Origin of the sequence: Pseudovibrio sp. POLY-S9 (assembly GCF_001431305.1) — a bacterium.
GTDB lineage: Bacteria > Pseudomonadota > Alphaproteobacteria > Rhizobiales > Stappiaceae > Pseudovibrio.
Genome location: NZ_LCWX01000092.1, coordinates 2,447 through 14,099 on the forward strand (window position 1 = coordinate 2,447; position 11,653 = coordinate 14,099).

General features: G+C 50.3%; 10 protein-coding genes, 1 tRNA gene and 1 pseudogene. 5 read left to right on the forward strand and 7 right to left on the reverse strand.

The annotated features are described in order from the left end of the window. From PPL9_RS32785 to PPL9_RS08125, 4 genes and pseudogenes are all read left to right on the forward strand, one after another. A pseudogene (locus PPL9_RS32785) lies at window positions 1-441 on the forward strand (hypothetical protein); the annotation flags it as partial. A gap of 9 nt (window positions 442-450) precedes the next feature. Beyond that, window positions 451-969 carry a 3TM-type holin gene (locus PPL9_RS08115; protein ID WP_057462232.1) on the forward strand — a complete coding sequence of 173 codons (519 nt, stop codon included), beginning with the start codon at window positions 451-453 and terminating at the stop codon, window positions 967-969. Between the two features lie 10 nt (window positions 970-979). After that, on the forward strand, window positions 980-1,252 hold the full coding sequence (locus PPL9_RS08120) for a hypothetical protein (RefSeq protein ID WP_057462233.1): 273 nt from the start codon (window positions 980-982) through the stop codon (window positions 1,250-1,252). 278 nt (window positions 1,253-1,530) lie between these two features. Then, window positions 1,531-1,606, forward strand: a tRNA-Lys gene (locus PPL9_RS08125). A 381-nt stretch (window positions 1,607-1,987) separates the two neighbouring features. Here the strand turns inward: PPL9_RS08125 and PPL9_RS08135 are convergent. From PPL9_RS08135 to PPL9_RS08165, 7 genes are all read right to left on the reverse strand, one after another. Next, entirely contained in the window at window positions 1,988-2,254 is a 267-nt protein-coding gene (locus PPL9_RS08135; RefSeq protein ID WP_057462234.1) for a hypothetical protein, read from the reverse strand. 1,052 nt (window positions 2,255-3,306) lie between these two features. Beyond that, window positions 3,307-3,663, reverse strand: coding sequence for a RidA family protein (locus PPL9_RS08140; RefSeq protein ID WP_057462235.1), 357 nt, complete (start codon window positions 3,661-3,663; stop codon window positions 3,307-3,309). 93 nt (window positions 3,664-3,756) lie between these two features. Then, on the reverse strand, window positions 3,757-4,404 hold the full coding sequence (locus tag PPL9_RS08145) for a DUF3726 domain-containing protein (RefSeq protein ID WP_057462236.1): 648 nt from the start codon (window positions 4,402-4,404) through the stop codon (window positions 3,757-3,759). Next, on the reverse strand, window positions 4,405-6,099 hold the full coding sequence (locus tag PPL9_RS08150) for a hypothetical protein (RefSeq protein WP_244273366.1): 1,695 nt from the start codon (window positions 6,097-6,099) through the stop codon (window positions 4,405-4,407). A gap of 76 nt (window positions 6,100-6,175) precedes the next feature. After that, complete coding sequence (locus tag PPL9_RS08155; protein ID WP_057462238.1) at window positions 6,176-7,720, reverse strand: BCCT family transporter; 1,545 nt, start codon at window positions 7,718-7,720, stop codon at window positions 6,176-6,178. A gap of 37 nt (window positions 7,721-7,757) precedes the next feature. After that, the gene (locus PPL9_RS08160; RefSeq protein WP_057462239.1) at window positions 7,758-8,789 is read right to left on the reverse strand and encodes a membrane dipeptidase; all 1,032 of its coding nucleotides are present in this window, start codon (window positions 8,787-8,789) and stop codon (window positions 7,758-7,760) included. Further along, the gene (locus PPL9_RS08165) at window positions 8,789-10,240 is read right to left on the reverse strand and encodes an aldehyde dehydrogenase family protein (protein WP_057462240.1); all 1,452 of its coding nucleotides are present in this window, start codon (window positions 10,238-10,240) and stop codon (window positions 8,789-8,791) included. The genes PPL9_RS08160 and PPL9_RS08165 overlap by 1 nt, the downstream gene beginning before the upstream one ends. 105 nt (window positions 10,241-10,345) lie before the next feature. Here PPL9_RS08165 and PPL9_RS08170 point away from each other — a divergent pair, with 105 nt between their 5' ends. Next, on the forward strand, window positions 10,346-11,227 hold the full coding sequence (locus tag PPL9_RS08170) for a LysR family transcriptional regulator (RefSeq protein ID WP_057462241.1): 882 nt from the start codon (window positions 10,346-10,348) through the stop codon (window positions 11,225-11,227). The last annotated feature ends 426 nt before the right edge of the window (window positions 11,228-11,653 follow it).

Genomic DNA, 11,653 nt, shown 5'->3' on the forward strand with positions numbered 1-11,653 from the left:
ATGGAGCGTACGGCTGTTATTCGCCGGATGTGTGCCTATCGTCTGGGGTTTCTGCAGCGTCTGCGAAACTTCAAGACATTTGGCCGGGGCTGGACGCGGCGTGTTGCAGAGGTCGAAGTTGATGCAACTCAGATGGTCCTAGATCATCTTGGCTACAAGCCGCAAGAGCAGAGCAAGAAGATAACTGCAACGGCGGATGTGGTTAACCAGGACAAAAAGCGTCAAACCAAAGCTGCCCAGGCTACAGGATCGGCAGGTGGTGCCTCCGGCGTTGGTGCTGACCAGGTTGATCCGTCTTTCGTCCTTCAGTCTGAGTTCCTCTGGCTTGCAGCAGGCGTTCTGGTCTGCGTGGCTCTTTTCTATTTTTACAAACGGCACGTGTCCGGAGAGCGCCTTGAAGCGTATCGCCGGAAACTCAGTTCCATAGCAGAAACTCTATAAGGGGGTATCATGGCTTTATCTGCACTCGTTCCCATCCTGGTCAGCATTGGTGCTCCGCTCTTAGGCGAGCTTGTTTCTCAGGTTGCAGGCGATCCTGCTGGCAAGATCGCGACCAGTGTTGTGAATAAGATTGCTGAGGGTATCGGCGTTGAGCCAACACCTGAGGCGATCGTTGCCGAGTTTGAGCGCGATCCGGAGGGTATTGCTCCGATGATCCGTGTTGTTGAAGACGAGGACAAAACGCACCTGGTCGAAATGCTCAGCAGCATCAACGCCACTATGCGAGCAGAGGCCAAAGCGAAAGGGTTGCTCACGCGGATTTGGCGGCCCGTGTTTGGGCTGTTGTTTGCTGTTGTGTATTTTCTGCTGGGGCTATCGTTGATTTACTTGATCATCACTGCTCCAGATCCGATCGCCTTATTGGGTATCCTCTCCGGGTTCCTTGTGACCTTCCTAATGTGCGGTACGTCTGTGCTTGGTGTTTATGTCTGGAAGCGCTCGGATGAGAAGATCCGGAAAGTCACCTGAGGAGGCGGCTATGGCTCAGGAAGTGCGGAATAAGTGGATACGCTCCGAGATCTCTATTGGAAACATCATCACGATCATTGGTTTGATTGTGAGCTTGAGCATTGGTTGGCAGGAGCTCCGCTCTAGCCAGGAAGACCATGGACGGAGGATCGTGGTGCTGGAGGCAAAAAGCCTCAAGGCGGACAATGATAAAATTGAGACTGTTCGTTTTGTGGCGGAGATCCGGTCAGACATAAAATATCTCAGGAATGCGGTAGAGAAGCTTGACCGTGGAGGGTCTTAAAGTCTCATAAAAATGTCTCACGCAAACGTAAAAGGTTTGCGTGGGAAATGCTTATTCTGTCTGTGGATGATGAAAAAACCGCTTGCGCTTCCGAAACTCAAAGGCTACAAGCCCAACCCACAGGCCAAGCGGCCTGAGACAAACACGCGGTGAACGTAAGACTTTTTATACCAGACTTACGTAACTGATTGAAAATTAAAGAGTTAGTAATAACTCTTAATCAGCCGGTCTAGGGTTCGAATCCCTATGCACCCACCAACAAACGTCTCGTGTTTAGTGAGCCCGTAGCTCAGCTGGTAGAGCAACTGACTTTTAATCAGTAGGTCCACGGTTCGAACCCGTGCGGGCTCACCATTTAACCTCATGGTATATAAAGAGGTTTAGCAAAGCTCCCTTCCGGGAGCTTTTTGCATTTGTGCCCTGTGTCAGCACTATGTAAGCAAATGAGAGCGTTTGAAAGCGCGATTTTGCCTCTCTTGGTTCCTGCAAAGACCCTTTCAAATTAATTCTGGAAAAGCTGTTAATGTCGTCATTAGTCGTCAGGACACAGGCTTTCATTGAGGTTTTAACTCTTGAGAGTTGTCGGAGGGTCGTCAACGCCCGTCAGGGTGCAACTTTAATTCTTCTTGATAAAGAGCATGCCCGCTTCAAGCGATCAACAAAAAGGGCCTGAGAAGCATCACGCTTCCCAAGCCAGAATATTCCGTGAGAGGCAATGCCCCTCTTCATTCCGTATTATTCGTCTTTGGAGACTTGCAGCGCGCAAGGTTCGAGCAGCTCGGAAATCTTCTCGCTACTTCCCTGCACATCTTCAATGTGATTGCGCACAGTATCAAACAGCGTCAGCAACGCTTCATATTCCTGTGTGTGCTCCATGCGTTCACTCAAAACCACGCTCATGGAATAGACTAGATTTTTGAGGTGGTTGGCTGTGAGGTGAAGCTGGTCCACTTCATTGCGAAGGGACGTATGGGCGCATTTCTCTTTACCAGTATCAGTCATCAAAATACCCTCGTTACAGGCTTGTTGAACAAACCACTCAACAGAGAGCTTTCGACAACCCACTGGCGAGCGGGAGGTTCGAAACCTGGTAACGACAGGCGGGTTTATTCCCCCGTGAAGGGTATTGTATTCACCGCCCTCCCGCCCATAAGCGAGAGTTGCGTTTGGAGAGCTAACTCCAGACACAAAAAGACCGCAGAAAGCGGCTGCGGTGCCGCGTTACCGAGGTTTCGACGCCTCAAGTTGATCATGCGATGATTGGCGCAAGGTGTCAATGCAAGGAAACTGAATTCCTCCACAAACCCATAGGATTAGCGGGGCTAAAAACTGAGAACAACAACATGAACATAAACATCAAGCCCTTGCGAAAACCACATAGCCGCTTGCGCCGTGGTCCCGAACTATCCGCAGGCAAGCAAAGGCCTGGGAAGGACCAGTGAAATCTTGAAGAAGAAGAGATTGGATCATATCCAGCCTAACGAGCATTTGCCGCTCTTTAGGATAGCTAAAGTCAATGCCTGTTTTTACTGAAAAGGCCTAACAGCTTCATGAAGTAAAGAAGTTATGAGCCCTGCAATTCAGAATGAGCTAAAATTCGACCATCGGACGTTCCCATTATGAGCTGAATCGCGCTCACCTGTAGGCTTCTACAATAGCTCTTATTGGCGATCTGCAATTACTCATGACCATTAGCCGCCATTTGCGTTATCTCAGGGTAACCAAGGGCATAGCGAAATTTCAACTCTAAGTCGCTTTGAACAAATGCTCCGTTCATGTCTCACAAAACGGACCGTTGCTTACTAAAAGGGTGAGGTGCTTACCTTCAATGGTAACTGAGATCTGATAGCAGTGGCAGCATTACGTCGGGCTCATATCCATTAAACCAAATTTCACCATCAACATTTTGCTATTTTGAATATGTGATACCCACTTACGCAATGTAGGACTCATCTTTTAGTTGATGATGGCAAATCTACAAGGTGCACATAATAAGCCTATTGATATAATTGATCAGTAGGCCTGACTGTCTACTGATCAACCTTGCAAGTCAGTTAAAGCGCTGCGAGCACTAGAACCTCGATTTTGTAGTGAGGTTTCGCCATGCGGGCTTCGACGCAAACTCGTGTTGGGGCTGCGTTGAGATCAGCGACCCACTCATCCCAGACGTTATTCATCCCATCATATTCACGCATGTCTGCCAGCCAGATCTGGACGGAAAATACGTTTTCACGAGTTGTCCCTGCCTCAGCAAGCAAGCTGTCAACTTTTGCAAAAACGTCTTTTGACTGTTCGGTGATGTCACCCTCAACCAGCTGAGACACCTGACCTGCCAAGTGAACAACATCATTGTGAATTGCGATTGCAGAAAAGCGCTTGGAACCGCCTAATTTTTTGAGTTCTGAGCTCATTTTTACTCCAGTTTTTATCAGTCAGCGTGTTCATCAAACACCTGATCTCTTGCATCGGATTTCGTGATTTTGAGATTTAGGAGCAACGGCTGGTTAGTCGTTGTCTGTCAAACCAGCTCCAGCTCCACGTAGGCGGGATGTTTCTGTCGCCGGAGCAAAGGTTCGCTGTGCAAATGCTCCAAGCCGCATCCAACATGCATCCCCAACAACCGCTCGATGGATAGGTTTGCTTTGCGAGAGCATTTGTGCTGGCGCTGAGCATTCAACTCGTTTCGCGTGAGAAGATAAAATTGCCTCAGAATTGCCCTGAACGCAGAGTTCCTTACCGTTGGTCACCATGCGCGTGCCTTCCCATTCCACAGCAACTGGCTGGCCAAGACGAAGGGCTGCACCGGAGGCAAAAGGGACGACCAGCAATGGGTAATCAACTTCCAGCATTGTTATGATGTTGCCCAGCTCCATTTTGATCGCACAATCGCTCATCGCAGCGCCAGCAATCAGTGGGCTTAGCCTGCCCGCTGGAGCACGCCAGATGCCCTGAAGTGCCACTGGAGACAGATCAACCGCTGGCAGCCTATCATTCAACTCTAAGAGTGAGGCCAGCAAATCCGGTCCAGGAAACCCAAAGGACGCGAGCCAGCGCGTTCCTTTGGCAGCCTCCTCACATAAGCCCCATGGCAACCCTGCACCACGAGAAGCACGCTTGCACATCGCTTCGATTTCATTGAGAGAATAACTCATCTAGTTGCCCCTGCTCAGTGCTGGATAGACCCAGAAATCATCAGATTGTAACGCCAACTCCTCCGGATAAGGCGCGTTTGCATACATGTTGATGCGTACCCAACGATCAGAGCGCGGATCGAATTGCACTGCACCGAAAAAGGCAAGTTTACATCTCAGCATATCGATCGGCAGAACATCGCTTGCAATCGTATTGTCGCGGATTTCAGCATAGGGTGCCTGATTGACAATCTGAGCGCGGCGAACGATGTGCCGGTATTCAGGATGCCTCAACAGAAACTGAGCGATGTTTTTGTCTTCTGGCCAGTGGCCCAGAGCATGATAAAGCGCAGCTGCATCTCGCCCGGGCGCTAAAGGCTGCTCATATTCTTCAATCGGCTCTTCAAAGCGTTCACCCAGACGCGGCTCCAGCTTTTCTTCAGAGACGTACCAAGCCTTTGCTCTATTCTGCTGATCGCTCCAATCAATCTCCAGAGCCCAGCCATAAACACGTTCAAGAACCCCTCGCAGATCACCGAGTGTCATTGCACCGGCTATGCGGAATGTTGGCGTATTGTCAGCGGCCATGGTGTTTGCCAGATCATCCACAAGGGCGCCATAGGGTTCCAACATCAATGAAGTCAGACACTCCTGCCCTTCAAGAGTCAGTTCTGTTTCTGCCCAGGCATTTAGCTGGTTCCAGGGATGGTCACTGGTTTCAGAGAGTGTTCCAGCTTGCTGCTGCAACACTACGAGATCACGCTTGAGTCCTTCAATCTTTTCAGACTGGACCTCATGGTCTGTTGTCCAGGACGCCGTCAATAAAATGCTGCGTTCCAGCAACTCACGAAAGAGTTCAATCTCTTGTTCACTTGCCTGAGGGAGTGCACGTACGCGTGCAGTAGCTTGTTCCCTCGCGGCAATCCAGTTGTTAAACAGCACAGGGTGATTGAGCAGAAACGGTGCCATTCCCAGCCCGGTCGAGTTCCCGATGCCCATAGACCGAGCGATAGCAGGATCTAACTTAACTGCTTTGCGTCCTCCCTTCATCCGCGCCATATGCTCGACAAGGTCGCGTACAAACGCGCGTGTCAGAAAGACGGAAAGCATCTCCACCTGGAACGGACTTTGGAACTCAGGACGGTCCGCGATCATTTCGCGATCAGCCGCCCCAAACTTGCCTGACCCATACACAGCAGTGGTGCGCATGAGATATCCGACGGCTTCGATCTTCTCTAGATCCGGCTGCTCTCCCTCTGCCAGAGCCGCCACGATGTGCTCCCACAAACGCGTTGAGCGGTTAGCGCGTGACAGCGACAGCTCAGTCTCACAAATGCGCCCAGCCTCTTGCAAAGGTACGTTGCGAGAAAGACGTTCAATATCCTCAGAGGTCGGAATACCGTCAAAAAGAGCGAACGTTGCATCCCAGGCATCCGCGATCACGCGATCTGATCGTTTCCCAGCTGGCAGGTCATGCGAGAAGGCAACCAGAGAGTAGGTTCGATCCAGACCATGAGCGGAATAGACAGCATGCCCGACACCGTTTTCATCAATATCAAAGGCAGGTCGGTCAAATCGCCAATTCTCATTCTGCATGCGTCTTAAAAGAATACGCATGAAGGACAGGCGCGATTGATGGATTGAACCGAGCCTGCTCAACTTCATCACCTTATCAGGTGAACGCAGCTGGATTGCATCGGTTTCACAAACACTCATAATCATCTCATCCTCTGGACAATCCGAAGCTTAAATTGCCCGAGCCATATAGGATATATGTACTCGGGCAACATGCTTAGCTGTCTCTTCCTTTCGCTATTGTGATGCGCAAAGCATCCCAAAGTGACGGAATGAGTAGCAAGGATACTGGTACCGCTGTGATGACGATAAAGCTCTGCAACTTTGAAACGCCGCCAGACCCAACAGAAATCAGGATTATTGCCATCATGCCCATTGCAATGCCCCAGAACACACGGACTGCCATAGATGGTGTACCGCTCTTGGACATAGTGACAGAGATGACGTAGGTCATGGAGTCACCCGTTGTGGCCACGAAAATCGTTGTCAAAACCAAGAAGAGGATAGAGACAAAGAAGCCAAGCGGAAGTTGCTGTGTGATCGCCAGAAGTGCAGCTGGAAGGTTAAAGCCTTCAAAAGCAGTCGCGATTGAGCCAGCCTGCTGAAGTTCGAACGCAATTCCAGAACCGCCGACAATAGTGAACCAGAAGTTTGTGACAATTGGCGCGACAATGGACAGCATGATCACGATAGAGCGAATGGATCTGCCACGAGAGACACGCGCGATGAACATCGCCATCAACGGCCCATATCCCATAAACCAGCCCCAGAAGAACACAGTCCACCAACCAAGCCAGCCCGGTTCTCCGAAGACACCAGCTTCACCGCGATAGAGCGCCATGCCGAAGAAGTTGCCAAGGTATGTTGCAAAACCTGAAAAGAAGCTGTTGAAGATGAAGGCTGTAGGACCCGCAAGCAAAACGAAGAGCAGCAAACCGGCAGCCAGAATGACATTCAGGCGGCTCAGAAGCTGGATACCTCTGGAAAGACCCGAGATGGCTGAAATCGTATAGAGCGCGACCAGGCCTGCAATCACAACAGCTTGTGTTGTAAACCCATCTGGAATGCCAAACAGATCACTCAGACCGTAACTGACTTGCAACCCTAGGAAGCCAATCGGACCCACGGTTCCAGCAACCACAGCAATGATACTTGACGCATCTGCTATGAGACCAATTGGACCGTTGATCGCTTTGTCGCCAAAAACTGGGTAAAGCAAGGTCCGCGGTGCGAGTGGCAATCCTTTTTCATAGTGATAATGCATCAGCATGACGGTACTCAAAGAGCCAAGGATCGCCCAGGCCAAAAAGCCCCAATGCATAAAGCTTTGTGCCATGGCTGCATCCACGGCAGCCTCCGTACCGGCTTCTGCGCCAAACAGTGGAGGCGATGACAGGAAGTGCGCCATTGGCTCACCTGCAGCCCAGAAGACACCGCCACCTGCCAGCAGGGTGCACATGATCATTGCGCCCCACTGGAAGACCGTAAACTCTGGCTTTGCCAGGTTGCCCATGATCGCCTTACCGCCCGGCAATACACAAAGGATCAAGCCCAATAGAAACGTTGACAGAAGCAGCACCTGCCAAAACAAGCCGAAGTATGTTGCAGAAATATTGAAGCCCCAATCAACAAATGCCGATAATACATCGAGATTGATGAGTGCGACTAAGCAGAAGAGCACGATAAAGCCACCTGTAATCGCAAGCAGCGGCATATTGGTATCGTTCGTATCCTCTACAGATTGCTTGGTAATGTCCGTCATGTTTCCCTCCCTGGTGACGGCAATGCAGCATGTTCAGTTAGGCTGAACAGTTCTTCTTCAACTCCGATGGGGGTGAGTTAAGCAGCCTCTTTTCGGCTGGTGCTGCGAGAAAACTGCTTTCATAAAAGCAGTACCAATTTCGGCCCATGATCCCCGCAGTTTCCTCCTCATTGAAACCTGCAGTTCGCAAACCTCTCTCAATATTGCCAAAATCTTTGTTGCTCTCGAACCATGTAGGCATTGGCGGAAAACCCGGTGCACTCGCCGAGCCCTCACCGTAATCCGTCTCTTTTGTCCAACGCCCCATGCGCATCCATTCCACGATACTATCTGGCTGGTCCTGGCAAAGGTCAGAGCCTATGCCCAAATGTTGCGCATCAAACTTTTCTGCGGTCCGTGCAATCATCGTGCAGAAGCTTTCAAGCGTGCACGCCGATTTGTCTTTGAGGTGATGCGGATAAAGCGAGAAGCCCAGCATTCCGCCATTTTCTACGACAGCCCGAATGACATCATCTTTTTTGTTGCGCAGTGCAGGTGCCCAATCAAACGGATTGGCATGCGTGATTGCGATCGGTCTTTCAGAATAGTCCGCAGCCTCAATCGTCGACCGATCGGCAGAATGGCTCATATCCACGACAAGCCCAACCCGGTTCATCTCTCTCACAACTTGTTTGCCCATCCGGGTAAGGCCGGTATCTTCAGCTTCATAGCAACCTGTGGCAAGCAACGACTGGTTGTTGTATGTCAGCTGCATAAACCGCGCACCAAGACGGTGTACGATCTCGACAAGGCCGATATCATCTTCAATCGGGCTTGGGTTCTGGAACCCAAAGAGGATTGCTGTGCGGTTGGTTTCGCGTGCGACATCGATATCAGCAGCGACATATGCGGGCATAATGAGATCGGAATATTGCTCAAACCAGTGGTTCCACTGTTCAAAGTTGAGCACTGTCTCGCGAAAATTCTCATGATACGCGATCGTTACATGAACAGCGTCTAATCCCCCCGCCCGCATTTGCCGAAAGATTTTCTCAGACCAGTTGGCATATTGAAGATTGTCGATCCACATCACACAGGAACTCCGGATGAGATGTAGGAGGTTTTGACGATGGTGTAGAAGTCCTTCGCGTGGGAGCCCTGCTCTCGTGGGCCGTATGAGCTGTCTCCACGACCACCAAATGGAACGTGATAATCGGTGCCAGCTGTCGGCAGATTAACCATCACACACCCAGTACGCGCGTTTCTGCGGAAATGGGTTGCCCTTGCGAGGCTTTGCGTCACGATGCCTGATGTCAGTCCGAAATTGGTGTCATTGACGGTCGCGAGCGCTTCATCATAACTGCCAACCTTGATGACTGCCGCCAATGGTGCAAACATCTCTTCACGGTTGATTTTCATGGAATTATTCGAGTTCAGGAAGACACCGGGAGACATATAGAAACCCTGTGTCGGCATCTCCAGACGCTGCCCACCACATGCGAGCTCAGCACCTTCGGACTTACCAAGCTCAACATAAGCCAGATTTTCGTTGAGTTGTTGTTCAGAAACGACCGGACCAATCTGAGTTCCCGTCTGCAATGCATGGCCAACCTTCATGGCTTTTGTGCCAGCAATGAGCTTCTCAACAAACGCATCATGAATGGCTTCGTGGACAACCAGACGGGAAGAAGCGGTGCACTTCTGCCCGGTTCCGCCAAACGCCCCTCCGATTGCTAAAGATACAGCCAGATCAAGGTCGGCATCATCCATGACTGCAAGAGCATTTTTGGAGCCCATTTCCATCTGAACACGTGTGAAATTCTGAACAGCTGCTGATGCAATGCCGCGGCCAACCGGAACAGAACCCGTGAAGGAAATCGCATCGACCTTTGGGCTTTCAACCAAACGTTGACCAATGTCGCGACCAGAGCCCATGACCAGTGAGAAGAGGCCTTTGGGTATGTCTTGCCGCTCAATAATCTCTGCCAGAGCGACAGCAGAAGCAGGCGTCAAATTTGCCGGTTTCCAGACAACAGCATTTCCAAATGCAAGCGCTGGAGCAATCTTCCAGGAAGCCGTTGCTGTTGGGAAGTTCCACGGAGAGATGATCGCAACAACGCCAACAGCTTCCCGACGGACATCAACCTCGATACCATCCCGCACTGAATCTGCGTTTTCACCGATCTGACGCAGTGTTTCAGCGGCATAGTAGGTAAAGAACTGGCCCGCACGGTAGACTTCGCCCTTACCTTCTGCGAGAGGTTTACCTTCTTCACGAGAAAGCAGAGTGCCAAGTTCCTCGGCACGCGCCATCATCTCAGTTCCAATCGCATTCAGCACGTTGTATTTACGCTCAATGCCATAAGCAGCCCATTCCGCCTGAGCAATGCGTGCCTGGTCCAAGGTCGCTTCCAGCTGATCAGCGGATGCCTGCGCAAATAGACCAACAAGATCACTCAGATCCGATGGGTTCTGGTTCTCAACTTCGCTTGTGCCAGCGGTCCAGTTTCCTGCAATGAGATTCAGTTTTGTGTCGACCATGTGATCTGCTGCCTATTCGCCTGTAGAATTACTGAGCAGACTATGGACACATGATACAATTTCAGTCAAAATCAAATTTCTGTAACTTGTTTCAGGAAAATTGAAATGCAGATCAAGATTGAGATGCTTCGTTGCTTCGTCGCTGTTGCACGAACCGGCAACCTTAGTGATGCAGCCGAGGTTCTTGGGCGCACACCTTCAGCACTCTCCATGATGCTAAAACAACTGGAAGAAAATCTGGGACAATCATTGTTTGAGACTGATCGTAAGAACCGGCTCTCAGCGCTTGGATCTTTCGTTCTGGAGCAGGCAGAGCGGGAACTTTATCAATTTGACGGCATGGTTCAGGACATTGTGAACTTCGCAAAAGCAAAAAGCGGAAAAGTGCGATTGGCTGCTGTGCCATCCGTTGCAAACACAATCATGCCTGAAGTCATCGCCCAATATCTATCTGCGCGCCCAGACGTTCACATCGAGCTCCGCGATATGGACTCTGCGTCCATCCTGCGCGAACTGGCAAAAGACCGGATTGATCTAGGCATTGCATCCACACAAGGGCACGCAACTTCATTCCACACTCAAACTCTCTTCTCAGATCGCTTTGGTATTCTTTGCCACAAATCCAGCGGTTTGCTTCAAAAAGATCAAGACTTGAGTTGGGAAGACTTGAAAGAAGAACGCTTGATTGCAAACAATCTGTCTCAGTCAATTCAGGTTCCGGCTTGTCAGAGGCTACACGCTGAATCTGGCTTAAAAGTCCACAACATAACATCATTGATAGCAATGATCCGTAACAAGGTCGGGATTACTATTCTACCTGAGACAAGTGCTCAGACGCTCAACACAGACGAGATCAGTTTTATTCCGCTCCCAGGAGCAGGCCTCCACCGAGAAATTGAACTTATCAGAAAGTCAGAAACACCCACTTCCCCAGCAGCAGAGGAGCTGGAGCGGACAATTCTGACATTCATTCAAGATAGAAAGTAAGTTCTTTCAAAATACGAAAGAAACAACAGTGCCTTCTATGCGGGCAGCCTCAACTCTTGATGGAAACACTTGAATGGCAGGTAATGGCCCTCGACGCTAGTCGCGGCCTCTCACTTGTCGGAGTTTTCGCATTACGGCGCAGGTCAGAAGCCTTGGTCAGTATGATACTTTCTTACTCTCCTACAGCCACAGCGAGGACAAATAGTCCCCGGTTGAGGCTGGTAACTCTTCTTGAAGAAGGGTGGACCTTCTCTATACAGGAAAGAAATATGAATGAAGCCAACTGAAGAATCCGACGAATTTGTTGTTACCCTGAACCAAATGGCCGATCTTCTAGCCAAGAGCAAATATACCAAAATCTGGGAAAAGAAACTGCGTTCGCTAACGGCAAAAACCACCCTTCATATCGATGACTTGCGGGCGCAG

Bases quoted from the DNA above. Each gene is read 5' to 3' on its own strand.
- PPL9_RS08115 (WP_057462232.1), top strand. From the start codon at position 451: ATGGCTTTATCTGCACTCGTTCCCATCCTGGTCAGCATTGGTGCTCCG.
- PPL9_RS08120 (WP_057462233.1), top strand. From the start codon at position 980: ATGGCTCAGGAAGTGCGGAATAAGTGGATACGCTCCGAGATCTCTATT.
- PPL9_RS08135 (WP_057462234.1), bottom strand. From the start codon at position 2,254: ATGACTGATACTGGTAAAGAGAAATGCGCCCATACGTCCCTTCGCAAT.
- PPL9_RS08140 (WP_057462235.1), bottom strand. From the start codon at position 3,663: ATGAGCTCAGAACTCAAAAAATTAGGCGGTTCCAAGCGCTTTTCTGCA.
- PPL9_RS08145 (WP_057462236.1), bottom strand. From the start codon at position 4,404: ATGAGTTATTCTCTCAATGAAATCGAAGCGATGTGCAAGCGTGCTTCT.
- PPL9_RS08150 (WP_244273366.1), bottom strand. From the start codon at position 6,099: ATGAGTGTTTGTGAAACCGATGCAATCCAGCTGCGTTCACCTGATAAG.
- PPL9_RS08155 (WP_057462238.1), bottom strand. From the start codon at position 7,720: ATGACGGACATTACCAAGCAATCTGTAGAGGATACGAACGATACCAAT.
- PPL9_RS08160 (WP_057462239.1), bottom strand. From the start codon at position 8,789: ATGTGGATCGACAATCTTCAATATGCCAACTGGTCTGAGAAAATCTTT.
- PPL9_RS08165 (WP_057462240.1), bottom strand. From the start codon at position 10,240: ATGGTCGACACAAAACTGAATCTCATTGCAGGAAACTGGACCGCTGGC.
- PPL9_RS08170 (WP_057462241.1), top strand. From the start codon at position 10,346: ATGCAGATCAAGATTGAGATGCTTCGTTGCTTCGTCGCTGTTGCACGA.